Source organism: Vibrio lentus, from assembly GCF_002875945.1.
GTDB lineage: Bacteria > Pseudomonadota > Gammaproteobacteria > Enterobacterales > Vibrionaceae > Vibrio > Vibrio apostichopi.
In genome coordinates this window covers 201,464-227,393 of the sequence record NZ_MCZK01000097.1, presented here as the reverse complement: position 1 = coordinate 227,393, position 25,930 = coordinate 201,464, and the positions used below count along the sequence as shown (strand labels likewise).

The following is a 25,930-nucleotide window of genomic DNA, read 5'->3' as shown; positions in this document are numbered from 1 at the left end:
CGCCAACTACGGGCTATCAGTATTTACGGCATATTGCTTGGGTATGATAATCGATATCAATTCATTAACAAACTAACTCATTCGAACAATTTACTAAAATCTGCGTCACATACATTTTTTACTGCTGGATGTTGAATCATCCTTTCCGCAAATATGACGTAGTACTCTTCTTTTAACTCTTCAATATCACACAAAAGTTGCAAAGAGGTGTCTTCTTCCACTTCAGACATATAAAGAGTAGGAGCAAGAAAAATGGCATCATGGTGATAACGCGCAAAAGCTTTCATCAAAGCAACATCATCAAACTCGCCCAAAATGTCGGGTTTTAAACCCTGCCTATCAAACCACTGCAGTACTTTTCGTCCCATAGAAGTTCGACTTCCGGGGATCAAAAGCTTCCTTTGTTCTAACACAGCAGGAAAACTAATCCCTTCTACTTTGCCAGAACAGAAGAAGCTCATTCCGCTCTCACCCAGTTTCTTACTAAAAAGGCCTGGGCTTTGGCTTGAATCAACGGGACAGTCGGAAAGAATCATATCGAGTTTATGTTGAGAGAGTTGTTCGAGTAGCATTTCATGGGTCGACTCAAAACAGCGTAAATGAATGCTGTTATCGGGCGGGATAGTCGACATCAATATCTTACTGACCAATCTTTTGGACAGAGCATCCGCAACGCCAACATCAAACAGAATATTGGAATGCTGGCTATAATTCACGATATCCAGCATTTCATAACTCAGGCCAAACATGCGATCGGCGTACTTGAAGACCAACTGGCCAAGCTCGGTAGGCTCAACACTGCGCCCGTTACGCTTTGTTAACTTGCCATCCATACGTTCTTCTAACGCCTTGATCTGGCCTGTTACCGTTTGTGGCGTTAGAAACAGAGCTTCTGCGGCTTTAGTAACAGAGCCTTGTTTGCAAACCATCCAGAAGTAATAAAGATGGTTATAGTTGAGATGCGACATAAGTGCGCCGTAGTAAAAGAGTAGATAACCTTTTATATCAAATATGACACCTTCGCTCAACAAACTCGGAAAAACCTAACCTAAATGGCTATTACCACTTACTTTTTCGAAGTGTGTGATTTCATAATGTAATATTTGAGCGATTATTTTCAATTTTTTTCTAACTTTTAAGATCTATATCACCTATAGAAATACCATTAAAAATCAAATAAAAACATACACTTAAAATATCCACATTAGCTATAGGAATATTTAAAGAGTAAATCATCACAAAAAAGTCTTACGTAAACCAAAATGTAATATTACTGAAATATTTCCCCTCTAACATCACGCTCAGATTAAACAAACAGACCAAACACAGACTTAAACGGTCCAATGGAGAAAACATTATGAACCAAGCTACTACTGCAGCAGCGCCTATCTCGAGCACAACTCGTTGGCTACGCTGGGCTAACTTGGCATTCATGCTTTACCTACTATTACTTTCAGTTTCAATGGTTGGTACAGGCTTCAAATGGGCAACAGGCGAGCAAGCAAAGGTTCTTTTCGAATTTGCTTCACACCCAGTTGCAGGCTTAATGATTGGTTTAGTGGCAACAGCACTTATTCAATCATCAAGTACAGTTACTTCAATTATCGTTGGCCTTGTGGCAGGTGGTTTACCTGTTGAGCTAGCAATCCCTATGATCATGGGTGCAAACATTGGTACTACAGTAACCAATACGCTAGTTAGCCTTGGTCATGTTCGTTGTAAAGATGAGTTCAAACGTGCATTCGCAAGTGCGACGATTCACGACTTCTTTAACCTATTAGCCGTTGCTATCTTCCTACCACTAGAGATGGCGTTTGGTATTCTAGAGAAAATTTCTCACTGGTTAGTATCACCGATGCTAGCAACAGGTGATATGAGCATGGGTGGACTAAACTTCATCAAGCCAATCACTAAGCCTGTAGTCAGTGCGATTAAAGAGCCACTATCAACATTTGGCGACACTGTTGGCGGTATCATGCTTATCGTTCTGGGTATCGCGACTATCTTCGTAGCTATCACCGTAATGGGTAAGCTAATGAAGAGCCTAATGGTTGGCCGTGCTCGTGAAATTCTAAAGAACGCAATCGGTCGTGGTCCTATCCACGGTATCGCTTCTGGCTCTATCGTTACTATCCTTGTTCAGTCTTCTTCAACGACAACAAGCTTGATGGTTCCACTAGTAGGCTCAGGTGTTCTTAAAGTACGTGACGTTTACCCATTCACTCTGGGTGCAAACATCGGTACGTGTATTACCGCTCTATTAGCAGCAACAGCAGTATCTGGTGAGTTCGCAGTATTCGCACTTCAGATTGCTCTAGTACACTTGGTGTTCAACATCATGGCAACGGTATTTATCTTCGGTATTCCGTTCCTACGTGAACTTCCAGTGAAAGCAGCTGATATCATTTCTGACATGGCTGTGAAAAACAAAGCTGTAGTGGCTGGTTACCTTATTGCGGTATTCCTTGTACTGCCGGGTAGCGTGTTAGCACTGACTGCTTAATAGCAAAACAAACATCGTTTATAGCAAAGCCCGCAACCTAGGTTGCGGGCTTTTTCTTTTCTGTACTGCAGATACGGGATGCGAGTGAACGAGTAGCGAAGAGCCAGAAGCAGATTAGAGATACGAGAAAGCGAGTAACGAAAAACACGAACTGTGATAATCGTATTTGGTATATCGCCGACTCAAACCTAGATATGTTTTTCGTATTCCTAATTTCATTTACTCGCTTATACTCTTAGCTCTTCGCATCTCGTATCCCGTTTACTCGTATCTAGCTACCCTACTTACCTTGCTCATTACGCAGGTACATAATGGCAACCATGCTAAAGCCGATAAACTGCCATAAGTACTGCCCATCGCTTGCACCTGTCATAGTTTGCGTAAATGCCATACAACTTGTCACGAACAGAGAGGAAAAAGCGGCATAGAGTAACCACGGGCGTTCTTTACCTGCCATGAATTCACCTGCGACCACCGAGCGAAGTACCAATAAAAAGGGTAAACATTGCAGTGCGATTAGAACTGGAAACATAAAATCAAACGTTGGGCTAAGTAGAATATGGCCAACTTGGCTCTTATCCCAAGTGCCGACAATATAGCCTTTCCAGCCAGCCCAAGTGTCACCTGAATAAGCGGTATCGGGTGTAATGAAGCCAAGTAGCACGCCCATCACTTTATCGATAAAGCCATTCTTGAACCAAAAGACGAATAAGAAGATCTGAATTGGAATGATCTGAAAAGCCAACTTCTTCAACATGTGTGTACCCCAAATATTAAATGATTTGGTTACCAGTATGTGGAAGTCGACCTTTTTACTTTTGATGCAAGGCAATAGAGTTTGAGTCCAAACAAAAACTAAACACTGAATACGCTAATTAAGATAGACAAATATCACCGAATACCGTTGCCATCAGCTGTCACTCACACTTTCACTGAAAGCATATGTTATGGTTTAGGAAAGGTTTGTTTTTTATAAAGATTCAATAAGATCAAACAGTTGACCGGTATGCTCTTTTTTTACTTCGGTATAGCGTTGATAGTTGTATTGCGAACCTTTTGGGTTGTCCGACAGCTTATCAGCCACACTAAGCAAATAGAAACTGATAGGGCTCGGTGTGCTTTCAGCAGCGTAAGAGAGATAAGGGAAAGCTTGATTGGCATGTTGATTGATTAACAGTGCAAGACCCAAAGTAAGATTAGCGATATCACAACGCGGGTTCATCTCGAAGGCTTGCTTTGCCAATAGCAGTGCTTGTTCACGATCTTCTTGCTCATGACTTTGTAAATAAGCCAAAGATTGCGAATACGACAGTAAAGCATTAACCAGATAATTATCTCGCCCTTGTTGTTGAATCGTATCCAACTGAAATGCTATTTCCTCAAATGGCTGACCACCTTTACCTTGGTAGAACAACGATATCCCCTCAGAAATAACACTCCAATCATCGTAGTTATCAATAGAAGTCACTCGATGGCTTGCCACTCCGTACTCTGCATTCATTGGCGCAATAATGGCTTTGATCTCGAGAATGACATCTCCAATAGCGTCAAAGAAATTATCTTGGCTAAAGGTCTTTTCCACTTTCTGACTTTGATTCGGTTGGCGATTGTTTTGCACAAGTACGCTCAGTACATAACCGTCGTCCTTCTGTTTCAGCCAACTTTTAAGTTCAACACCCTTGTTAGCAAGTGATTGCTTACTCTGCTTCGAAAGCTGAGAGAAATGGTAACCCGATAAGTTTTTAGCCGAATTCAGTCCATAGAAAAGATAGTTGTATACGCTTTCCGACATCTCATATTCATTCGTAGAATCGAGTGTTATGTCATGGATATAAACGGGAATTACATCACTTTGATGAGCGGCAATAGCCACAGTATCATTGGTTGGGACGTTGATTTGCCATACCCAAGTTGCTATCAAGCCAACCGAAAGTACTGCAGTTGTAATTAGGGCGATGGTTTTCTTTTTGGACTTAGTAACAAGAGTTTTAGGTTGGGAGGCGTTCTCGACGGGAATTGTCTCGACGAGAATTGATTCGACACTCGGCTGAGTCACCTCAACATCAAACAGATAACCTTGCTTAGGAATAGTCTCAATAATGCGATACGGACGTGACTTATCCTGAAGCTGACTGCGCAGTAAGCTGATGACCTGTCTGACCAAGTTGTCAGACACTTGAGTTCTTTGCCACACATCAGCGGCTATCTGCTGAGTGCTCACTACTTGCCCGCGATTTTCGATGAAATAACTGAGTAACTTTGCCTGTAATGGCTCTAAATGAATCGCTTCACTATCAACCACCAACTGATTTTTTTCAGGGTAGAAAGCAATAGGAAAGTCGTGTTGCAATACAAAGCAATGCGAGCGAGTCATAGTAATTCTGTAGTTAGAAAAGACCACACAAGATTATTGGTTTTACAAATAGTAAGCAAGCCAAGCATAACAAATAAAAAAGGCTGCACAGAGGCAGCCTTTCAATCAAACAAAGCGAATTAGATTAAACCGAGAACGGGTACTTAATCGCTTCGTGGCATTCGTAACCTTCAACCCAGAAATCATCCATCGTTACCCACGTTTCTAAATCTTCTAGAGACTTAATTTCAGGATTGATATGGAATGTAGGGCCAGCTAGAGGCTCACGCTTCAACTGAATATCACGCATTGGTGCAAGTTGATCTTCATAGATATGAGCGTTAACAAGCTTGTGGTAAGCCACACCCGCTTTCTTGCCGGTGATCTGCGCCATGATAGCGAGGAACACATATACTTGAACCATATTGAAATTCAGGCCTAAAGGTACGTCACAAGAGCGCTGAGTACTGTTTAGGTACAGAGTGTCACCAAGCAGAGAGAAGTGGTGACTGTACATACACGGACGCAAACAACCCATGTGGAACTCGCCTGGGTTGTAGAAGTTTAAGATCTCGCCACGGTCATCAATACCGTTCGTTAGATCATCAACAATCTTCTTCAGTTGGTCGATATGACCACCATCAGGTTTCGCCCATGCACGTCCTTGAACGCCGTAAACACGGCCCATGTCGTCTTCACCCTTACGGTAAGGGTTATTCAGCCATGCTTCGTTCAGGTTCGAATTCGCATCCCAAGTTTTAGTCCCTAGCTTGCGAAAATCTTCAGCATTATCGTAACCACGGATATAGCCAAGCAGTTCAGCAACTGCCGCTTTCCAAAAGCTTTTACGCGTTGTTACCAGTGGGAATTGGTTATTACCAACATCATATTCAAGGTCAGCATTGATCACAGTTAGGCAGCGCTTGCCCGTGCGTTCATTTTCAATCCAAGTACCGTCATCAACGATACGCTGACAGAGATCTAAATACTGTTTCACACCAATTCCTTACTTCGTTTGTTGTGGTAATTCGTCTTTGTAGTGACCGCGTTTGTATGCCCAAACCATCATCAGCACACCGATGATAACCATTGGCAGTGACAGGATTTGTCCCATCGAGATAAATCCGCCGAACAAGCCAAGATGAGCATCTGGTTCACGTACGTATTCTACTAAGAAACGGAATGTACCATATCCTGCTAGGAATAATCCTGATACAGAACCAAGAGGACGTGGCTTTTTGATAAACCAGTTCAAGATAAAGAACAGCACAATACCTTCAAGCGCCATTTCATAAAGCTGAGATGGGTGACGAGGAAGTGGCCCACCATTCGGGAACACGATAGCCCATGGCACATCAGTCACTCGGCCCCAAAGCTCACTGTTCATGAAGTTACCTAAACGACCCATGCCCAAACCAAATGGAACCAATGGCGCGATCATGTCAGCAACACCAAAGAAGGTTCGACCGTTCTTTTTCGCATACCAGAACATCGCAGTGATAACACCAAGCAAACCACCGTGGAAAGACATACCGCCGGTCCATACCTTAAAGAGGTACAGTGGGTCTGCTAAGAAAAGGTCAAAATTGTAGAAAAGCACATAGCCAATACGACCACCAAGCACCACACCAAGGAAGCCAGCAAACAGCAGATCTGATACTTGCTCTCGAGTCCAACCACTATCAGGTTGATCAGCTCGGCGGTTTGCTAACCAAAGCGCAAACATAAAACCGACTAGGTACATTAGGCCATACCAACGAACTGAGATTGGTCCTAGTTCAATAAGAACAGGATCGATATTTGGGAATTCGATAAAACCCTGAGACATACTTGGCTCTCTATCTAAATAATAAACAATGGGTTAGCTACTTCACTGAAGTTAAGCGACTCAGTAAAACAACCAACGGAGAAATACACTACAGCAGCATCATCGATGCTATAAACATTAAAAATACCGCAAAGAATTTTTTCAACACTGGCGTTGGCAGTTGAGTCGCCAACTTAGCGCCAATTCGAGTGGTCAACACTGAGGTGCAAGATATCGCAACCAGAGCGGGTAGATACACGTAACCTAAACTGAAAGCGGGTAAATCGTTAACCGATGAACCATGCCAAATAAATCCAAGCATTCCTGAAATCGCAATGACACAACCGCATACTGAAGAAGAACCGACGGCTTTGCGCATTTCCACACCGTGATGATTCAGGAAAGGTACAGATAAAGAGCCTCCACCGATACCGGCTAAGCTCGATACCACACCAATTCCGCCGCCATACATCATCGTCTTCACCGAACTAGGCATTACTTTTTGGCTTGTTGAACGAATCGATAGCAGCATTTGCAACGCCAGTACCAAGACAATCATACCAAACACCTTCGGCAGATATTGCGCGGGAATAACGTCTGCGATGAAAGAACCTAGGAAGCCACCGACCACCACTCCAGGCATCAGCCACTTCACAACAAAGATCTCGACATTGCCGAGCTTTAGGTGATTAATCGCAGAAGATCCTGACGTAACAATAATGGTTGATAATGAAGTCGCTAACGCCATCTGCATTGCAAACTCTTGAGGAATACCCGCTTTAGGAAGTAAAAACAGTAAGGCTGGCACCACCAGCAAACCACCACCAATGCCCAGTAAACCCGCTAAAACACCAACAACAGCACCAAGGCCTGCTAACAAGCCAATGAGTTCGTATGACACGTTAAATCCTATTTTTTACCCGCTCGAATGAAGCCTGTAAACTCACGCTCTTCGAAATAGTTGAGCATCATACTATAGATGTCACTTCCATACGGTTTTGATAGCGCCTCATTTGCCAAATCTTGCAGTTCACTAAGCTTAGATTGACGAATCAAATACTTAGTCCTTGCGACATTTGAGGTATTCATACTTAACGTCTCATACCCTAATCCAATCAAGAGCAAAGCGCCCATTGGATCACCCGCAAGCTCTCCACATATACACACAGGCAATTGATATTGCTTACAAGTATCATGGATGTGTTTCAATGCCATGATCACTGCAGGGTGCATGGATTCATAGACATCAGAGACGCGGGAATTGTTCCGATCAACCGCCAATAAATATTGAGTTAAATCATTGGTGCCCACCGAAACGAAATCAACTTTATCCGCAATCAGCGGAAGAAGGTAAAGCATGGATGGCACTTCAATCATGATACCGATACGCGGCATACGAACTCGATTGTCGAGCTCATGCACTTCATCGTAGGCTTGCTCGATGAGTTGAACAGTATCATCCAGTTCTTGAGTGCTAGAGATCATTGGCAACAAGATACTCAAGTTCTGGCTATCACAACTCGCACGTAACATCGCACGCAATTGGATAATAAAGATGTCAGGGTGATCGAGTGTAAAACGAATACCACGCCAGCCTAGGAATGGATTGTCTTCTTCTATTGGGAAGTAAGGTAACGCCTTATCTCCACCGATATCGAGTGTACGCATCACAACTTGCTTTTCAGGGTAACTCGCGAGCACAGATCGATACTGCTTGAACTGTTCGTCTTCTGACGGGAATCTCTGCTGCAACAAGAAAGAGATTTCTGTTCGATACAGACCTACGCCATCCACCCCTTGGTTGATCGCAATATTGGTATCGGCACTTAAACCCGCATTAAGCAAGATCTCGACTTGTCGGTCATCTTGGGTTTTTGCCGGTAAGTACAATTCTCGGTTAACCATAGAGGAGAGCTCACTCTCTTCTAGAATTAGCCCTTGGTATTCGCTCAGTAGGCTCTGAGTCGGCTCAATAAAGATCTCACCGCTGTAACCATCAACAATCGCTTGTTTGCCATTGGCTTGAGCTAAGTTGAGATTTACCCCCATTACCGAGGGAATGCCTAACGCACGAGATAAAATAGCCGCGTGCGAGTTCGCCGCCCCTTCCAAGGAAACGACAGCTAATAACTTCTCTTTTGGAATCGACGCTAAGACTGAAGCCGTTAACTCACGCACCACCAAGACAATCGGTTTATCTAGCGTCCGCAGCTCATGCTCTGAGTTATGAAGGAAATAAAGCAGCCTTTGACCCAGCTCGCGAATGTCTTGCGCCCTCTCTCGAAGGTAGACATCAGACATACGGGCAAAGCGGTTAGAGTAGCTCTCAACAACCTGTCTTAATGCCCAATCGGCCTTATCGCCTTTTTGAATTTGGCTTTTCAGGTCCTTACGCAACATAGGGTCGTTGAGTAAGTGGGTAAACAAGTCAAAGATCGCCAGCGCATCTTTGTTGATTTCACTGTCTAGGCGCTTTCGCATGCGCTTGAAATCGTTGAGGGCATTTTCGACCGCAACCGCCAACAACTCATGTTCTCTTTCAACATTGAGCGTCGATGCCGGGTAAACATCGGTTAATTCAGGCTGGGTGTTGTCCCACCATAAATCACCGATAGCGACACCGGATGATGCAGCAATACCTTTAATCGCGGGCAGCTTTTGTTGTTCAAGAAGCCAATGGCCTTGAGTTTGGGCATGCGCCACAATAACCGCAAGTTGAGCAGAGAGAGTGACAAGGAAAGACTCTTCCATTTCACTGAATAAACGAGGAGATTTCTGTTGAATAACCAAAACGCCAAGCACTTGCTTGCGATGGATAATCGGCGTGCCTAGAAAAGAGTGGTAAACACTTTCTCCTAGTTCTGGAAAAAACTTATAAGCTGGGTGAGCAGATGCTTGTGCAAGGTTAATAGGTTCAGCACTTCTTTTGACAAGGCCAACTAAGCCTTCGTCAAAACCAATGTGAATACTATTCCCTTCAAAGATCAGGCCTTGAGTTGCCATCAACTCAAGGCGCTGCATATCATTATTCGCTAGATACACGGTGCAGCACTCTGTCTGCATCGCACTGCATGTCTCTTTCACCAAAATATCAAGAGCCGTCGACACATCTTCAACTCTTGATACGTGTTCAACTATTTCCCTTAGTTGGCTGAGCATGCTTAACCTCTACGCAATTTGCGTTTTCCTTTTGTTTTTCGCTCTTTAAACGGCATTGCTAAAGATGCGAATTCTTTCATCGCTCGACGGTAAACATCTCGCTTAAAAGAAACAACTTGTCGAACTGGGTACCAGTAACTCACCCAACGCCAACCATCAAACTCAGGTGTACTTCCACGCTGCATATTGATATGCGATTCATCGCAATCTAAGCGCAAAAGGAACCACTTCTGTTTTTGTCCAATACAGACAGGTTTCGAATCCCACCGAACCAGTCGTTTGGGTAGCTTATAGCGTAACCAATGACGACTTGTCGCGACGATTTTTACATCCTTTTTTGTAAGGCCAACCTCTTCATACAACTCACGGTACATTGCCTGTTCCGGAGTTTCACCTTCATCTATTCCCCCTTGAGGGAATTGCCATGAATGTTGCCCGTATCGTTTAGCCCAGAAGACCTGACCATGGTTGTTACAGATTACAATACCAACATTTAATCGGTAACCATCGCCATCTATCACTGGCCAACCTCTATCTAAATTTTTAATTACACTGATTTTTCCACATATCCCCAATTGGAGCAAACTTAGTGACGTGACAAGCGCTATATTTATGAATATTAACTAAGAATATGGATAAGTTTTGCTCAAAACCTAGTTACCCACACAAGAGTGAGACATAGACCACATTTATTCACCTTTTCTGTGAATAACTATGTGAAGAATTACCCGCAATCGTTTTTTTTAATCCATACATTCATCAACACCGAAAGTAGCCCTCTCGCCATTAACAATAAAAAACACTTAAAATCATTAACTTAAAAATAAAATCATAAAATAAACAATCTTCAAAAACCAAAAGATCTTTTCAAAATCAAACATGGTTAAAGATCAACCACTCCGCTGCTTATCCACACTGATGGGTCAAAGATTCATTTTGAACCCCATTTAGCAAGCATTTTATCCACCACAAACCCCTGTTTATTTATACACTAAATTAATATTTCAATTAATTACCTTCATGACCTGTGGATAACCATGAGTTTGATCCCTTTCATAGCAATGAGATCATTTCTTAACCAGTCAGCATTTGGTGATAACTTCTGATAAAATCATTTTTTTGATCATGCCTTTTATTATGAAACCAGAACCACAAACACAACAAGAGCTCTTAGACAGAGCGTATGCTATCGCCGGAATGACATTCAAAGAGCTCGCAGATGAAGCTGAGATGATCATGCCAAACGATCTTAAGCGCGATAAAGGCTGGGTTGGACAACTATTAGAATGGCATTTGGGTGCAGCAGCAGGCAGTAAACCAGAGCAAGATTTTGCTAAGTTAGGGATCGAGCTAAAAAGTATTCCTATTGGTTATTCTGGCAAGCCTTTAGAAACAACCTTTGTCTGCGTAGCACCGCTAATGGGAGTACAAGGATTAACATGGGAAACCAGTCACGTCCGAAACAAGCTGTCTAAAGTGTTATGGATCCCCGTAGAAGGTGAGCGAGAGATCCCGCTAGCAGAAAGACATGTCGGATCCCCATTACTCTGGACGCCAACCCAAGCAGAAGACGAAATCTTAAAAAGAGATTGGGAAGAGCTCATGGAATTGATCGTGTTAGGCAATGTTGAGCAGATCACAGCAAGACACGGAGAAGCATTGCACTTACGACCAAAAGCAGCGAACAGCCGAGTGTTAACAGAAGCGTATGGTGCGAGTGGAAAACCTATCAAGACCAAACCTCGTGGTTTCTATCTACGAACCCAGTTCACCCATAACTTGCTCACAACACACTACGCATAAATAGTTCACAGCCACTGTGCCTAGCGATTAATCCTTGTTTCACCAATGACTAACGCAATGGATGGCATGGGTTGTCGTGTGTTACAGAGGCGTTCTAATGCGACTTTAGAGCTAGCTCTATATCACAGTAGCTTTGGCTTGGTTCATTACCAAACTCGTCATACGCATTGTGCAAACGCAGGTATGCCTTTTCAAAGCCCAGCCGGAGCAACTCCTCTTTCACTTGATCCAAGGATCCAAAGTGAAGCGGTTCTCCGTCTTGCTTAACGGGTTCCAGCTTGTGTTTATATTCTACCGCCAATAGATATTCCGAGATATCGGAACACCCTATAACGTACACTTTAGGTGTTTGATAAGAGTCTTTATGCTCTCCATGTAACCACATGTCTAATTGATGCTTTTGCATAGCCTGCCTCCATTGCTACATAAAGCTTAGTAGAACTCTTTTCCTTTACTAGATAACGACTTAAAAAATCATACATAACGGCTTAAAAAAGCAAAAAAGAGAAGCAAGTGCTTCTCTTTTTTGGCCAGTTCTAGTTCAAAAGCTTGTGCTTTCGACGCCATAACCATCGCTGATCTTTATCTTGTGGGGTGAAAGGCGCTATCACCCCACAAGATTACGTCGGTATTCGCGCGCTTAAGACTCGACGAAGATGACGAACTCGACGTTCAATCGTGACTACTTCAGGTTCAGAAAAACCAATTGGTCGACCATCGGCTTCAAGGCCAATATCTCTCAATAAGTGGGTATTGTTCCATGGTAGATCATATGAACTACGACGAACTTTTCGTTGCCATTCACGTTCTTCACGACGAAGGTCTGCACGGATAAGGACTGTTGCTAGTTTTAAATAGACTGAGTGACGCATAATAATTCTCCAGTTGTGGAATAAACTGAGGAAAAATAGCGTTCTAGATAGTATGAGGGCTTCTCACTTAGCTGCTATTTTTCCGCAGCCAAATAAGGGTACGGATCTATTAGTTAGGTTTATCTTGGGTGTTTCGATCGGCCATGGCTGATGCTTGTGACATAACAGTCACCATGTCAGTACACGGATCAAACGACGCGCAAATATGCTGTATAAAATCGAAATGTTTCATTTGCGCCTCCAAACTAACTAAAAAATCCAAAAAGAAATGGGGTAGTAAAAGCAGACAAGTCTTTGTTAAAACGCTGCTTTCACGGTTAAAGTCTAACCAAGTGAGTATATTATTCAACCGATAATTAATTAACAATTTCAAAACAAATGATTCACCCAAAATATTGGTTGCATATCACTTTATATATAACATATTCACTATGATTATATAAAATCACAGAATATCTCTCTTAACGACCTAACATCCAATAGCTCAATCTATCAGCCAGCAACTGCTAACTGGAAGATATAGCGATGAGTAACAAAAAAAGCCACGCATGATGTGTGGCTCTTAGATTGACACTAACCGGATAAAATCGATTCATTGAGAGTACTAAACAACACCTTCAGAAATCAGGCTATGTTTGTTCAGTAATCGGTACATGGTTGCGCGCGAAACTCCAAGTTCCTTAGCAGCCAACGATACTTGACCACCATAAGATTCCAGAACAATCAGCAACGCATCTCGCTCTGAACGCTCACGGATACTTTTGAGGCTACGGCGCTCATCATTTTGCTTAGGTAAATCCAGCTGATGATCGTCAATGATCACCGAATCCGACATCAACACAACGCGTTTGATTTGGTTCATCAATTCACGGACATTGCCCGGCCAGTGATAACGATTCATCGATCGAAGCGCTTCGTCAGAGAAGCTCTTAGCTTGAGCATTAAACTCTTTTGAATACTGACGTAAGAAATGATTGGCCAACACTGAGATATCACTAACCCGCTCTTTTAAGCTCGGAACCTGAATTCGTAGAACATTGATGTAGTGGTAAAGCTCTTCATTGAAGTCACCCTCAATCAATGCCTTTTCAATATCAGAAGAGTTAGCCGCCAGAATACGAACATCCACCGATTTTGACCCAGTCTCCGTCTCTACCTTGCCTTCTTGCAAGAAGCGCAACAAATTCAACTGTTGATTGCGGGGCATCGCTAACACATCATTGAGCAATATCGTGCCACCATCAGCCTCTTCCAACATACAAGGTGCAGCACCAAGCTGAGCTGAAATGCCGAAGACTTCAGACTCAATTCTCATCTCAGACAGAGCTCGGCAGTTGACCGTTAAAAATGGCTTTTGCGCGCGCGAAGAATTTTGATGAATAGAGCGTGCAATCGTCTCTTTGCCTGCCCCACTCTCGCCATAAATTAAGATGCTGACATCAGTCGGCCCAATACGCTTTACTTGGTCTCTTAGGCGCTTTACTGCAACCGAGTCGCCCAACAAGCCCATATTGTTGTTAATGCCGTAGTTTGGCCATACTTTCTGCTCAAGCTTAAGCATACCAAGCTGGTGACCAATGGTACTCAGTAGCTGCGCATCTGGAATGGGTGCCGTGAAAAAGTCGATACAGAAGTTAACGATAAACTGGCAAATAGTATCGGAGCTTAATTGCGATTCACGGATAAAGGCGAGCCATCTAACCTGCTTATTGTTACTCACCAAGTTTGCAATGCCATTTAGGCTGAACTCATCATGGCTAAGGTCCACAATACCAATGCATGGGCCTATGTCGGCAATCAATGCATCGGCTTTTCGTAAATCTGCACACTGGGTACACTGCCAACCCACTTGTTCTAATACAGATAACCAGGGTTCGTACGCACCACCAACGACGATAAGAGAACCTGGTAAGGAATCCATCTTAAATTGAGTTCCCATCCTTCTTCCTTATTCTATTTTTATTTAAATCAGGCTAATACGAGTCACTGCTTCATCGTTCGACAAAAATGCCGCGAGATCGTATTCAGCGCAGAGACGTATAGTAGTGAGACTATCTTAGATTTTTTGTCTCAATAGTAAGACTATGTCAGAAATAATGATTTTTCGAATCAAGAGTGCGGTACAGGCAAGGTTTTGGACACTTAGAAACAGAAAAAGCCACCCGAAGGTGGCTTTTAAATTGAATCGGCTGTTACGGCCTGTCAGCGAAAATTACGCTTGAGGACGCATTGCCGGGAACAAGATCACGTCACGAATTGTGTGCGTGTTAGTAAATAGCATCGCTAGGCGATCGATACCAATACCTTGACCCGCTGTTGGCGGTAGGCCGTGCTCTAGTGCAGTAATGTAGTCTGCATCGTAGTACATAGCTTCGTCATCACCCGCGTCTTTTGCGTTAACTTGCGCTTTAAAACGCTCGTCTTGGTCTTGTGCATCGTTAAGCTCAGAGAAACCGTTCGCTACTTCACGGCCACCGATGAAGAACTCAAAGCGGTCTGTGAAGAATGGGTTGCTGTCGCTACGACGAGCCAGTGGAGAGATGTCCGCTGGGTAGCCAGTGATGAACGTTGGTTGAATTAGCTGAGGCTCAGCCGTTTCACCAAAGATCTCTTCAAGAAGCTGACCACATGTCCAGAACTTCTCAACGTACAGACCCACTTCTTCTGCAATTTTAACCATCAATTCTCTGTTCTGAAGATCGTCTTCAGTCAGAGCTTGAATGTTTGCATTTTCAGGTGTGTAGTGTTTGATTGCATCGAACATGCTCATGCGAGCGTAAGTGCCACCGAACTCAACCGTTTCGTCGCCGTAAGGCATAGAAGTCGAACCAAGAACGTCCATCGCTGCTGTGCTTAGCATCTCTTCTGTTAGATCCATTAGATCTTTGTAGTCAGAGTACGCTTGGTAGAATTCCATCATTGTGAATTCTGGGTTGTGACGTGGAGAAAGACCTTCGTTACGGAAGTTACGGTTGATCTCGAATACACGGTCAAAACCACCAACTACTAGACGCTTAAGGTAAAGCTCAGGTGCAACACGTAGGTACATGTCGATGTCTAGTGCATTGTGATGAGTGATGAATGGACGTGCTGTTGCACCGCCTGGGATCACGTGCATCATTGGCGTTTCAACTTCTAGGTAGCCTTTTGAGCTCATGAAGTTACGGATTGAAGACACAAGCTTAGAACGCACGATGAATGTGTTACGAGAGTCTTCGTTCACGATTAGGTCAACGTAACGCTGACGGTAACGCATCTCTTGGTCAGTTAGACCGTGGAACTTCTCTGGCAGAGGACGAAGTGCTTTCGTTAGCAATTCAAACTCTTCCATGTTCACGTAAAGGTCGCCTTTACCAGACTTGTGAAGCGCACCTTTAACACCGATGATGTCACCGATATCTAGGCCTTGGTACTTCTCTTTTAGTACTTTTTGAACGTCTTTCGCTGCGTATGCTTGGATACGACCAGAAGTTTCTTGAATCGCAAGGAATGGACCACGCTTCGCCATAATACGACCAGCGATCGCAACGATGTGGTTAAGCTCTTCTAGCTCTTCCTTAGTCTTCTCACCGAATTCCGCTTGAAGGTCGCCAGCTAGGTGCTCACGACGGAAGTCATTTGGGTGACCGTTAGCTTTGCAGTTCAGGCGGATGTGATCCAGCTTGCTGCGGCGCTCAGCGATTAGTTTGTTCTCTTCAGGTGAAGAAGCTTCTTGTGCGTTTTCGTTTTGAACAGCATCAGTCATTAGAGATGTACCCTGCTTTTATAATTTGGACAGCTATATTTTTTCAAATATAGGCATTTTTACCAATATTATTGGTAAAGCTTAATAGTTGGTAAAGCTTACAGACCTGATTTCAGGCTAGCTTCAATAAACTTGTCTAAGTCACCGTCAAGAACCGCTTGAGTGTTACGGTTTTCGATGCCGGTGCGCAAATCTTTGATACGAGAATCATCCAGTACGTAAGAGCGGATTTGACTGCCCCAACCGATGTCTGATTTCGTCTCTTCGCTCGCTTGTTTTTCAGCATTTTGTTTTTGAATCTCAAGTTCAAAAAGCTTAGCACGTAGCTGCTTCATCGCTTGATCTTTGTTCTTATGCTGCGAACGGTCATTCTGACATTGAACCACTGTGTTGGTTGGAACGTGAGTAATACGTACCGCCGATTCAGTGGTGTTTACGTGCTGACCACCAGCACCAGAGGCACGGTATACGTCAATACGTAAGTCAGAAGGATTAATGTCGATCGTAATGTTGTCATCAATCTCTGGGTAGATAAACGCAGATGCAAATGAAGTATGACGACGGCCACTTGAATCAAATGGTGACTTACGAACTAGACGGTGAACACCGGTCTCTGTACGTAACCAACCATAAGCGTACTCACCAGAAATACGTACCGTTGCGCCTTTAAGGCCAGCAACATCACCATCAGACACTTCGATAACTTCGGTCTTGAAGCCTTTCGAATCTGCCCAACGTAAGTACATGCGCAACATCATTGAAGTCCAGTCTTGAGCTTCTGTACCGCCCGAGCCTGACTGTAAATCGATGTAGCAATCTGATGCGTCGTGATCGCCAGCAAACATACGACGGAATTCCAGTTTTTCTAGCTTAGCTTCTAGCTCAGTCAGTTCTGGTTCAATTTCGTCAAACGTTTCTTGGTCTTCTTCTTCAACCGCAAGCTCTAATAGACCTTCAACATCCTCAACACCTTGGTCAAGTTGGTCGATCGTTTCTACTACCGCTTCCAATGCAGAACGTTCTTTACCTAGCGCTTGAGCACGCTCAGGTTCGTTCCATACATCCGGTTGTTCTAATTCTGCGTTTACTTCTTCTAGACGCTCTTTCTTAGCGTCATAGTCAAAGGTACCCCCTCAGGATATTTGTGCGTTCAGACACATCCTGCAGACGGTTTTTAATAGGATTGATTTCAAACATTTTAGCTCATCATTTATGAGTAGAATTTAACCGAAGAATTGTACTCAAAAGTGTGACGGAGATACAGAATTTTTTAGAGTGGAAAGCCAAGATTCAATAACTTAGTGGGATATAAATTTGACAGGCTAAAAAAAGACGTAGGATTTATAAGGGAAAGAAAGAAAACAAGCCCTGTTTTTGAACAGAGCTTGTTGAGTTGGGAGCTAAATGATGAACATTATTCAGTGAAGATAACGCTATTTGGCTTCAACTAATTCGCTTCAATATGGTCAATCATCAACTGCAAAGATTGGTTGCCACGAAACTCGTTGATATCCAGCTTAAATGCAAGATTGACCGTTTTCACTGACGCATCAGGCCAGCGACGTAAATCAACGTTGAAGGCAATACCATCGATCATTACATTGGTTGGATGGCCTTTGTATAAAGGTTCTAGCATTAATTTAAGGTGTTTCTCACCCACCAATTTTTGATGCAGTACTTTGAACTCACCGTCGAAGATGGGTTCTGGGAACGCTTGCCCCCAAGGACCACCTGAACGCAATGTTTCAGCGGTGTGCATTGAGAACTCTTCAGGTAACAGTTCACCATCAGACAAGATGATGCCCTTCAGCGCCGTCTCACCGAGCTCTTTGCGCACAACATCATCAAACATCTTGCTGAATCGCTCGAAGTCTTTTTCCATAATGGTCAAACCGGCCGCCATCGCATGGCCACCAAACTTCAAGATCAAGCCTGGGTTTTGAGTATCAATTCGGTCGAGCGCATCGCGCATGTGCAAACCCGGAATCGAGCGGCATGAACCTTTAATACTGCCTTCACCACCATCAGCAAATGCGATCACTGGGCGGTGGTATTTGTCTTTGATACGCGAAGCCAAAATACCAATCACACCTTGGTGCCAATCACGTTGGAACAGGGCTAAACCGGAAGGCAGATCATCTTTACCAAACTCAAGGCGCTCACAAAAAGCCATCGCTTCTTGTTTCATGCCCTCTTCGATCTCTTTACGTGTCTGGTTCAAGCCATCTAACTCGCTGGCCATTCGACGCGCGGCGTGAATGTTATTGCTCATCAACAACTCAACACCAAACGACATATCATCCAATCGACCTGCCGCATTGATACGCGGGCCAAGTGCAAAACCAAAATCAGAGGCGACCAAACGCTTAGCGTCTCGCTTAGCAATTTCAATCAAGGCCTGAATACCCGGGCGCGCTTTGCCTGCACGGATACGCTGTAAACCTTGATGAACCAAAATACGGTTATTTTCATCGAGTGGTACCACATCAGCAACGGTACCTAACGCAACCAAATCGATCAGTTCCATCAACTTAGGTTCTGTCATGCCATGTTGTGCGAACCAGCCCAATTTACGCATATGAACACACAGCGCCATCATCAGGTAAAACGCCACACCCACACCCGCTAATGCTTTTGAAGGAAATGCACAGCTTTCTAGGTTGGGGTTAACCATCGCATCAGCGATTGGCAGTTCATTACCCGGCAAGTGATGATCGGTAACCAACACATCAAGGCCTTGCTCTTTAGCGAAGCGAACACCGTCAATCGAAGAGACACCGTTGTCCACGGTCATGATCACTTCGGCACCAATCTCAATCGCTTGTTCAACAACCTCTGGGCTCAAGCCGTAACCATCTTCAAAGCGGTTTGGTACTAAGTAATCGACATTCGAACTGCCCAGCATACGCAGTGCCAACACCGACAAAGCTGAACTGGTTGCGCCATCAGCATCAAAATCACCGACAACAATAATGCGTTTTTGAAGCTTAATCGCATTGAAAAGCAGTTCAACCGCGGCATCGATACCGCCCAGTTTTTGATAGGAGTGTAAGCCTTTCGCAGCCGTCTCCAGTTGCTCTGCACTGTCGATTCCGCGACTCACATAAATGCGCTTTAACAAGTCAGGTAAGTGAGCAGGTAAAACTGAAGTATCGACCTCAGGGCGGCGTTGGATCTCTATCATATAAAAATGGGCCCGATATCAATCAGGCCACTCCTTAAATCAAAAACATGGGGGAATTAAAACAACGAGCGATGAGGTTAGATAACTTTCAAAGAGTCTCATCGCTCTGAACAAATCATACGTTCTAAACCAAACTGATTTGCTCGGAATAAAGCTTACTGCTCTAAACGCTGAAGAAGTTGAGCAGGCGGTAAGTAACCACTCACCAACTCACCACTTGCTAGCACGATAGCAGGTGTACCATTAATACCAAGCTCACGGCCTAGTTGATACTGCTTCGCTATGATTTGCTTCTGCTCGCTAAGGTCTTTGCCCGCTGCTGGCATTTTACGTTCTGCTTTAGCGCTGTGCATCGCTGCTTTTGGATCGTCAGAAGCCCAGATTGCTGCCATTTGGTCGGCAACTTGTCCGGTCGCACCTTGGCGTGGGTAAGCCATGTAACGAACGGTAATACCCAGATCGTTATAGCCTTGCATTTGGCTGTGTAGACGAACACAGTAGCCACACGTAATGTCAGTAAACACCGTCACAACGTACTTTTCGTTATCGGCTTTATATTCGATAACCGTATCTGACAATGCCGCGACCTTTTCAGCATTCAGCGGAGCTTGACGCTCGGCCAACACATCGCTGAACTTACCGTTGTCATCCAAAGAGTAAAGAGTGCCCGCTAGAAAGTGATCGCCCTTTGGAGAAGAGAAGATAATGCCGCTGTTGGTTTGAATTTCTAACAGGCCATCGATATCTGAAGGAACAATCTTCTCTACCTTAATACCGATTTTTTCAAAGCGCTTCGTTAACGCGGCTGTATCAACAGCTTGCGTTGAAGCAGCTTCTACGGCTGTTGATGTTTGTTCTACTTTCGCTTCCGATGCATTACATGCAGTAATCATGAGAGGAAGCGCTAATAGAGGAAGACGGCGTAATACGCTCATTAAGTTCACCTTAAAAATAAATGGATTTAAGCACGTGGGTGATGCTGAGCGTGAATTTGCTTCAGCCTTTCAGTCGCCACGTGAGTATAAATTTGGGTTGTCGATAAGTCACTATGCCCAAGCAACATCTGTACGACCCTGAGATCTGCGCCATAGTTCAGTAAATGCGTTGCAAAAGCATGCCTTAATACGTGTGGCGACAATAATTCCGTGTCGATACCCGCTATCACCGAGTAATGCTTGATACGATACCAGAACGTTTGACGGGTCATTTGCTTCGCTCGTTTACTTGGAAAAACCACATCCGAACTATTATCACCCAACAATTGTGGGCGACCTTGCTCGATAAATGTCTCTATCCAATCCACCGCATTTTCGCCCATTGGTACTAAGCGCTCTTTGCCACCTTTACCAATAACACGCACCACGCCTTGTCTTAGGCTGATGTTTTCCATGGTCAGGCTAACGAGCTCTGTCACACGAAGTCCAGTTGCATAGAGTAACTCAAGCATCGCTTTATCGCGAAGCTCAATAGGGTCGTTTGGATCTGGCGCTTCAAGCAGCGAATCCACTTGCTCTTCACTTAGGTCTTTCGGTAAGCGCTTCGGCAGTTTCGGGCTGATCAACAGCGCACTAGGATCGTCAGCTCTTACTTTCTCGCGATGTAAATATTGGAACAAACGACGAATGGCAGACAACATGCGTGCACGAGAAGTCTGCTTGAAATCGGCATCGGCTAACCAACCTTGATAATCTTGCAACCCTGACAGGCTAATAAAATCGAGGCGATAATTGTGCTTTTCCATCCACGTCAGAAGCTTGGATAAATCCGTACGATAAGAGACGAGTGTATTCTCTGATAACCCTCTCTCCATCCACATAGCATCTAAAAACTGTTCAACTAGACCGTGGTCTGCGCTCTGCCCTTGAGGCGACTGCATAGTGTTACTCACAATATTGGAAACTGTTTTGAGAGTATGTCAGAGCAAATATGAATGCCATAAAAATTACGACTTGAGCGGATAATCGCTGCAATCGAAGTCGATTTATGGTTAGAATTCGCCATCTGAAATTAAAATCGAACGTTTGCTATGAAAATTGGATTATTTTACGGCTCAACCACCTGCTATACCGAAATGGCAGCAGAGAAAATTCGCGGCATTATTGGTGAAGACCTAGTTGATATCCATAACGTGAAAGAAACCCCTCTTTCTTTTATGGCGGACTACGACCTTTTATTGCTTGGTATCTCAACGTGGGATTTCGGTGAAATTCAAGAAGACTGGAATGAGTTGTGGGAAGACATCGCAACCACGCCAATGAAAGGCAAGGTTGTGGCTCTGTTTGGTCTAGGAGATCAAGAAGGCTACGGTGAGTGGTTCTTAGATGCGATGGGACTATTGCATGATGAACTGAAAACCGCAGGCGCTGAGTTTGTCGGCTTCTGGCCAAACGATGACAGCTACGAATTCGAAGCATCTAAAGCGTTAACGGAAGACAAATCTCAATTTGTTGGTTTAGCTCTGGATGAAGATTCACAGTACGAACTCAGCGACGAACGCATCGCAACTTGGGTAGAGCAAGTACTCGTCGAGTACAGCGAAAAGCTTTAAGTTCTGCAGCCTTAGAGTTCAGAGCTAAGAACTAAGAACTAAGAGCTTCAGGCAGAAATAACATCATCGATTAGATACAAAAAGGCCTCATTACTGCGAAGTAATGAGGCCTTTTCTATTCAACTTTGTATTGAATACGGACTAACGATCTAATCTCAACGGAAGATTAAATCGTCTCTTCCGCCATCTCTTGTTCTGTTGATTTACCAACAAAGAACATACAGATGATTGCAGCAGCAGTTGGAAGTAACCAACCCATACCAATCTCAAACAATGGCAGCATCTTAAGTGCAGACACATCTACACCCGCTACTTTAGCGCCATCAATAAGAGCAAACAGCAATGACACTAATACCACCACGCGGTAAGCCGCTTTTGGATTAGGGAAACGACTACGCAAGAACGTCAGTGCGACTAGAGCGATAGCTACTGGGTAAAGCGCAAACAATACTGGTACAGACAGAGAAATCAGCTGAGAAAGACCAACGTTCGCTACGGTTGCACAAGCTACACCATTGATGATTACCCAAGTCTTGTAAGACAGCGGCGTTAGCGAGCTGAAGTAATCAGAACATGCTGATACAAGGCCAATCGCCGTTGTTAGACACGCCAATAGAACGATCACAGAAAGTACTAGCTGACCAGAAGGGCCAAACAACGATTGAACGTATAGGCTTAAGATTGCGCCGCCATTGTCCGCACCCGCTGCAACTGTTGCACTTGTTGCGCCAAGGAAGAACAAAGAGATGTAAACAAACGCTAGACCAGCAGCTGCAATGCAACCTGCGCTGATCAGATACTTAGTCGTCGCTGCACGGTCAGTAATGCCCTTGCTACGAATCGCGTCAACAATCAGCATACCAAACATCAAAGAAGCAAAAGTATCCATGGTGTTGTAGCCTTCAAGGAAGCCTTTGGTCATTGGCTGAGTGATGTACTCACCGTGAGCCGCAAGAATATCGCCTTGAGGATTAACGAATACAGCGATCGCCAGTACAACCAAACCAACGAATAGTGCAGGTGTTAGGACCTTACCAATCACGTCGATAAGCTTACCTTGCGACCATGAGAAGAACATCGCTACCACAAAAAATGCAATCGAAAAAAGAGTGAGGTGAGCTTGAGAGGCATCGATGAAGAACGGTTTCACCGCCATCTCATAAGCAACAAGACCGGTACGAGGCGCAGCAAATGCAGGACCGATAATGATGAAGATCAGCACAGCCATGATAGTTGCAGCTTGCTTAGGAAGGTCTTTAGTTAGATGACCCCAAGAGCCGCCCGCCACTGCAACTGCGACGATAGTGATTAACGGCAGACCAACGGCGGTCAGCAGGAAACCAGACATCGCTGGAAGAAAGTGGTCACCAGCCAATTGGCCAGCAAGAGGTGGGAAGATGATGTTACCCGCACCTAAGAAAAACGCAAAAAGCATAAAGCCCAATGCCATTATATCTGTTAGTTTTAGACTCTGTTTCACAGATAATCCTTAATTATATTTATGAATTTATGTTGTGTTTACATGAATGTTACAGCTCAAGGCTGCCAATCAATCTATAAAATAGTCGCGCATAATGACGAAACGCTCGCCTAGCTGCAAGTCACCATAAAAAAACACCATATAAATTTGTATATACGAACAAAAAGCAGTGGATTCCACTGGATATAGAAAAATAGCCATAATTATAAACTAACCATAATTCACAACAATAGTTCTCCAAGCAGAACATTGATTCATACAAATGATTAACATTAGAGCTAATCACTTAAAATATCTCGATACTCAGAACATTCATGAAAGACAAAACCATAGAAACCAAAAGCTTCGATTTCAAAAAATTCTCTATTTACGGGGGACAGAGCGGTATGCCTGTCAGTACCGATGGAGTGCTACTCGGTGCATGGGTTAACCTTGCGGAAAAAGAGTCGGTACTTGATATAGGGACAGGAACAGGATTATTAGCTTTGATGTCGGCTCAACGTTTCGAAGGTGCCTTAATCTCGGCCATTGATATTGATCAGCACGCGATCCATGCCGCGACTATCAATATTGAACAGTCGCCTTGGCAAGATCGTATTCGCCTTCACCAAGGCAGTATTCTAACGGCCGCATTTCCTCAAGCATTTGATGCCATCGTTTGTAATCCCCCTTATTTCAATTCAGGCGAGCAGGCACAGCAAAGTCAAAGGGCCACCGCTAGACACACAACAAGTTTGGATCATCTTGAACTCGCCAAACGCTGTTTCGAACTCACAACAGAGAGTGCAACCGCAAGCTTCATACTCCCAACGCCAGAAGGAGAAGGCTTCATCAAACTTGCCGAGCAATGTGGTTGGTACCTAACAAAACGCCTTGATGTGAAAACAACCGACAAAAAACCGCCAAGCAGAATCCTGTTTGAACTCTCTAAAGATCCTGCTTGTGAGCGAGATCTTCAGTGTGAATCGCTTACAATCCATGGTGATGGCGGTTATAGCGAGGCATTTATTGCACTTACTAAAGATTTTTATCTCAAGATGTAGCAAATACCATGTGATCCTAATCACTAATGCTTCTATAATGTCCGACTACTCTTTTTTATCGTCTGCTGTTAGAAGCAGAAACATTTATTGCTTGTGGAGAAACAACAGTGATCAGAACCTTTGCAGAACTCGATCTAAACCAAGAGCTGCTTAAAGCAATTGACGAAATGGGCTACGAACGCCCTACACAGATACAAGCTGAAGCTATCCCACAAGCGTTAGATGGAAGAGACGTTTTGGCTTCTGCGCCAACAGGTACCGGTAAAACAGCTTCATTTGTACTGCCAGCACTGCAATACCTATTGGACTTCCCACGTAAGAAGTCAGGTCCTGCACGTATGCTTATCCTGACGCCAACGCGTGAACTAGCAATGCAGATCACCGAGCAAGCTCGTGAACTCGCGAAGTACACCAGCCTGAACATCTTTACGATCACTGGCGGCGTGATGTACCAAGAACACGCTGACATCTTAAGTACGACTCAAGATATCGTGGTAGCAACACCAGGTCGTCTGATGGAATACATTGAAGGTGAGCGTTTCGATTGTCGTGCGATTGAATGGTTAGTTCTGGATGAAGCAGACCGCATGCTAGATATGGGCTTTGGCCCGGTTGTGGACCGTTTATCAGCAGAGTGTCGCTGGCGTAAACAAACTTTACTGTTCTCGGCAACGCTAGAAGGTAAAGGTATTGAAGGCTTCACTGAAGATCTTCTGAAAAACCCAGCAGAGATCGATGCGAAATCATCATTGCGTGAACGTAAGAAGATCACTCAATGGTATCACCGCGCCGATTCAGCTAAGCACAAGCTTGATATCCTAAAACATATCATCACGGAGCAAGCTGAACGCAGCATTATCTTCTTGAAGACTCGTGACCGCCTAGGTGACCTACGAGCTCAACTAGAAAGCGCACAGATCCCGTGTGTATGGATCCAAGGTGAAATGCCTCAAGATCGTCGTAACAACGCGATTTCTCGTTTCCGCGATGGTTCTATCAACGTACTGCTGGCAACTGACGTCGCAGCTCGTGGTATCGACCTTCCAGATGTAAGCCACGTTATTAACTACGACATGCCGCGTACAGCAGATGTCTACCTACACCGTATCGGCCGTACGGCTCGTGCAGGTAAGAAAGGTAACGCGGTTTCTATCATTGAAGCGCACGATCAGCTAATGATTGAGCGTGTTGCTCGTTACACTGAAGATGCGATCAAAGAACGCTTCATCGAAGGCATGCGCCCTACGCATAAGAAAGCCGCGGTAACGAAGAAGAAGAAACCGAAGAAAGAAGATAAGAAAGCGGTAGCGAAGCAAAAAATTGCTAAGAAAAAGAAAATCGCTAAGAAAAAGAAAGCCGTTAAGAACAAGTAATCTCGACGCCTTTCAATGATTCAATAAAAAGCCCCATGCAATTATCTGCATGGGGCTTTT

General features: G+C 44.2%; 22 protein-coding genes. 5 read left to right on the top strand and 17 right to left on the bottom strand.

All coding sequences use genetic code 11. From position 1 onward, the window contains the following. Window positions 1-77: 77 nt before the first annotated feature. Window positions 78-968 carry a transcriptional activator NhaR gene (gene nhaR / locus BCT49_RS07355; RefSeq protein WP_017106778.1) on the bottom strand — a complete coding sequence of 297 codons (891 nt, stop codon included), beginning with the start codon at window positions 966-968 and terminating at the stop codon, window positions 78-80. Between the two features lie 389 nt (window positions 969-1,357). On the opposite strand from nhaR, the gene BCT49_RS07350 reads away from it, so the two are divergent. Then, a complete protein-coding gene (locus BCT49_RS07350) occupies window positions 1,358-2,503 on the top strand; it encodes a Na/Pi symporter (RefSeq protein ID WP_102434701.1) in 1,146 nt (381 codons plus the stop codon). Between the two features lie 280 nt (window positions 2,504-2,783). Here BCT49_RS07350 and BCT49_RS07345 read toward each other — a convergent pair whose 3' ends face one another. The 7 genes from BCT49_RS07345 to rppH all read right to left on the bottom strand — a co-directional run bounded on the left by BCT49_RS07345 (window position 2,784) and on the right by rppH (window position 10,343). After that, window positions 2,784-3,260 carry a hypothetical protein gene (locus BCT49_RS07345; protein ID WP_102434700.1) on the bottom strand — a complete coding sequence of 159 codons (477 nt, stop codon included), beginning with the start codon at window positions 3,258-3,260 and terminating at the stop codon, window positions 2,784-2,786. A 213-nt stretch (window positions 3,261-3,473) separates the two neighbouring features. Next, window positions 3,474-4,877 carry a winged helix-turn-helix domain-containing protein gene (locus BCT49_RS07340; RefSeq protein ID WP_102434699.1) on the bottom strand — a complete coding sequence of 468 codons (1,404 nt, stop codon included), beginning with the start codon at window positions 4,875-4,877 and terminating at the stop codon, window positions 3,474-3,476. 124 nt (window positions 4,878-5,001) lie between these two features. Beyond that, window positions 5,002-5,853 (bottom strand): thymidylate synthase, encoded by an 852-nt coding sequence (locus BCT49_RS07335; RefSeq protein WP_017056122.1) that lies wholly within the window; start codon window positions 5,851-5,853, stop codon window positions 5,002-5,004. A 9-nt stretch (window positions 5,854-5,862) separates the two neighbouring features. Further along, window positions 5,863-6,684 (bottom strand): prolipoprotein diacylglyceryl transferase, encoded by an 822-nt coding sequence (lgt, locus tag BCT49_RS07330; RefSeq protein ID WP_010434825.1) that lies wholly within the window; start codon window positions 6,682-6,684, stop codon window positions 5,863-5,865. Between the two features lie 88 nt (window positions 6,685-6,772). After that, a complete protein-coding gene (locus tag BCT49_RS07325; RefSeq protein ID WP_102434698.1) occupies window positions 6,773-7,564 on the bottom strand; it encodes a sulfite exporter TauE/SafE family protein in 792 nt (263 codons plus the stop codon). An 8-nt stretch (window positions 7,565-7,572) separates the two neighbouring features. After that, on the bottom strand, window positions 7,573-9,822 hold the full coding sequence (gene ptsP, locus BCT49_RS07320; RefSeq protein ID WP_102434697.1) for a phosphoenolpyruvate--protein phosphotransferase: 2,250 nt from the start codon (window positions 9,820-9,822) through the stop codon (window positions 7,573-7,575). 2 nt (window positions 9,823-9,824) lie between these two features. Beyond that, window positions 9,825-10,343: an RNA pyrophosphohydrolase gene (gene rppH / locus BCT49_RS07315; RefSeq protein WP_009848435.1), complete on the bottom strand. Its 519-nt coding sequence runs from the start codon at window positions 10,341-10,343 to the stop codon at window positions 9,825-9,827. 616 nt (window positions 10,344-10,959) lie between these two features. On the opposite strand from rppH, the gene mutH reads away from it, so the two are divergent. Continuing rightward, the gene (mutH, locus tag BCT49_RS07310) at window positions 10,960-11,625 is read left to right on the top strand and encodes a DNA mismatch repair endonuclease MutH (protein ID WP_050546301.1); all 666 of its coding nucleotides are present in this window, start codon (window positions 10,960-10,962) and stop codon (window positions 11,623-11,625) included. A gap of 94 nt (window positions 11,626-11,719) precedes the next feature. On the opposite strand, the gene BCT49_RS07305 is transcribed toward mutH, so the two are convergent. The 8 genes from BCT49_RS07305 to xerD all read right to left on the bottom strand — a co-directional run bounded on the left by BCT49_RS07305 (window position 11,720) and on the right by xerD (window position 21,302). Next, entirely contained in the window at window positions 11,720-12,031 is a 312-nt protein-coding gene (locus tag BCT49_RS07305; protein ID WP_086712439.1) for a DUF6482 family protein, read from the bottom strand. A 214-nt stretch (window positions 12,032-12,245) separates the two neighbouring features. Further along, a complete protein-coding gene (locus BCT49_RS07300) occupies window positions 12,246-12,497 on the bottom strand; it encodes a hypothetical protein (protein ID WP_004735015.1) in 252 nt (83 codons plus the stop codon). 604 nt (window positions 12,498-13,101) lie between these two features. Next, window positions 13,102-14,436, bottom strand: coding sequence for a cyclic-di-GMP-binding transcriptional regulator VpsR (gene vpsR / locus BCT49_RS07290; RefSeq protein WP_102434696.1), 1,335 nt, complete (start codon window positions 14,434-14,436; stop codon window positions 13,102-13,104). A gap of 273 nt (window positions 14,437-14,709) precedes the next feature. Further along, window positions 14,710-16,242 (bottom strand): lysine--tRNA ligase, encoded by a 1,533-nt coding sequence (lysS, locus tag BCT49_RS07285; RefSeq protein WP_017110548.1) that lies wholly within the window; start codon window positions 16,240-16,242, stop codon window positions 14,710-14,712. Between the two features lie 98 nt (window positions 16,243-16,340). Further along, a protein-coding gene (gene prfB / locus BCT49_RS07280) for a peptide chain release factor 2 (RefSeq protein ID WP_102434695.1) occupies window positions 16,341-17,439 on the bottom strand; the annotation gives its coding sequence in 2 pieces (ribosomal slippage) (window positions 16,341-17,363 and window positions 17,365-17,439; 1,098 coding nt in all). Window positions 17,440-17,689: 250 nt separating this feature from the next. Then, entirely contained in the window at window positions 17,690-19,426 is a 1,737-nt protein-coding gene (recJ, locus tag BCT49_RS07275) for a single-stranded-DNA-specific exonuclease RecJ (protein WP_102434694.1), read from the bottom strand. A gap of 155 nt (window positions 19,427-19,581) precedes the next feature. Continuing rightward, the gene (locus BCT49_RS07270) at window positions 19,582-20,361 is read right to left on the bottom strand and encodes a thioredoxin fold domain-containing protein (RefSeq protein WP_102434693.1); all 780 of its coding nucleotides are present in this window, start codon (window positions 20,359-20,361) and stop codon (window positions 19,582-19,584) included. A 26-nt stretch (window positions 20,362-20,387) separates the two neighbouring features. Next, window positions 20,388-21,302 (bottom strand): site-specific tyrosine recombinase XerD, encoded by a 915-nt coding sequence (xerD, locus tag BCT49_RS07265; RefSeq protein ID WP_065105633.1) that lies wholly within the window; start codon window positions 21,300-21,302, stop codon window positions 20,388-20,390. Window positions 21,303-21,452: 150 nt separating this feature from the next. Here xerD and fldB point away from each other — a divergent pair, with 150 nt between their 5' ends. After that, window positions 21,453-21,974 (top strand): flavodoxin FldB, encoded by a 522-nt coding sequence (fldB, locus tag BCT49_RS07260; protein WP_004735008.1) that lies wholly within the window; start codon window positions 21,453-21,455, stop codon window positions 21,972-21,974. Window positions 21,975-22,140: 166 nt separating this feature from the next. Here fldB and brnQ read toward each other — a convergent pair whose 3' ends face one another. Then, on the bottom strand, window positions 22,141-23,454 hold the full coding sequence (brnQ, locus tag BCT49_RS07255; RefSeq protein ID WP_102434692.1) for a branched-chain amino acid transport system II carrier protein: 1,314 nt from the start codon (window positions 23,452-23,454) through the stop codon (window positions 22,141-22,143). A gap of 314 nt (window positions 23,455-23,768) precedes the next feature. Here brnQ and BCT49_RS07250 point away from each other — a divergent pair, with 314 nt between their 5' ends. After that, on the top strand, window positions 23,769-24,497 hold the full coding sequence (locus BCT49_RS07250) for a tRNA1(Val) (adenine(37)-N6)-methyltransferase (RefSeq protein WP_102434691.1): 729 nt from the start codon (window positions 23,769-23,771) through the stop codon (window positions 24,495-24,497). A 107-nt stretch (window positions 24,498-24,604) separates the two neighbouring features. Further along, window positions 24,605-25,870 (top strand): ATP-dependent RNA helicase SrmB, encoded by a 1,266-nt coding sequence (gene srmB, locus BCT49_RS07245; RefSeq protein WP_009848422.1) that lies wholly within the window; start codon window positions 24,605-24,607, stop codon window positions 25,868-25,870. Window positions 25,871-25,930 lie beyond the last annotated feature (60 nt).